Source organism: Zoogloea sp. LCSB751, from assembly GCF_002028455.1.
Taxonomy (GTDB): domain Bacteria; phylum Pseudomonadota; class Gammaproteobacteria; order Burkholderiales; family Rhodocyclaceae; genus Zoogloea.
On record NZ_MWUM01000373.1, the window covers coordinates 1 to 256 of the forward strand.

General features: G+C 62.9%; 1 protein-coding gene. It reads left to right on the forward strand.

Annotated features, from left to right (window positions below):
- Positions 1-256: GreA/GreB family elongation factor (locus B4920_RS27010; protein WP_173862728.1), on the forward strand; the 256-nt coding region annotated here is incomplete at both ends.

Here is a 256-nt window from a genome sequence, read left to right on the forward strand (position 1 = left end):
GTCATCTCCAACCTGGATCTGGATCGCATCGAGCAACTGCTCGGCAACCACCCGCAACACCTGGCCCTGCAGGAGGAGCTGAACCGCGCCGAGATCCGCGACCCCGCCGACATGCCGCCGGACGTGGTGACCATGAACAGCACTGTGCGCTTCAAGATGCAAAACAGCGGCAATGACTTCTGCCTGACCCTGGTCTACCCGAAGGACGTACAGGGGGATGAGTCGAAGATCTCCGTGCTGGCGCCGGTCGGCAGCG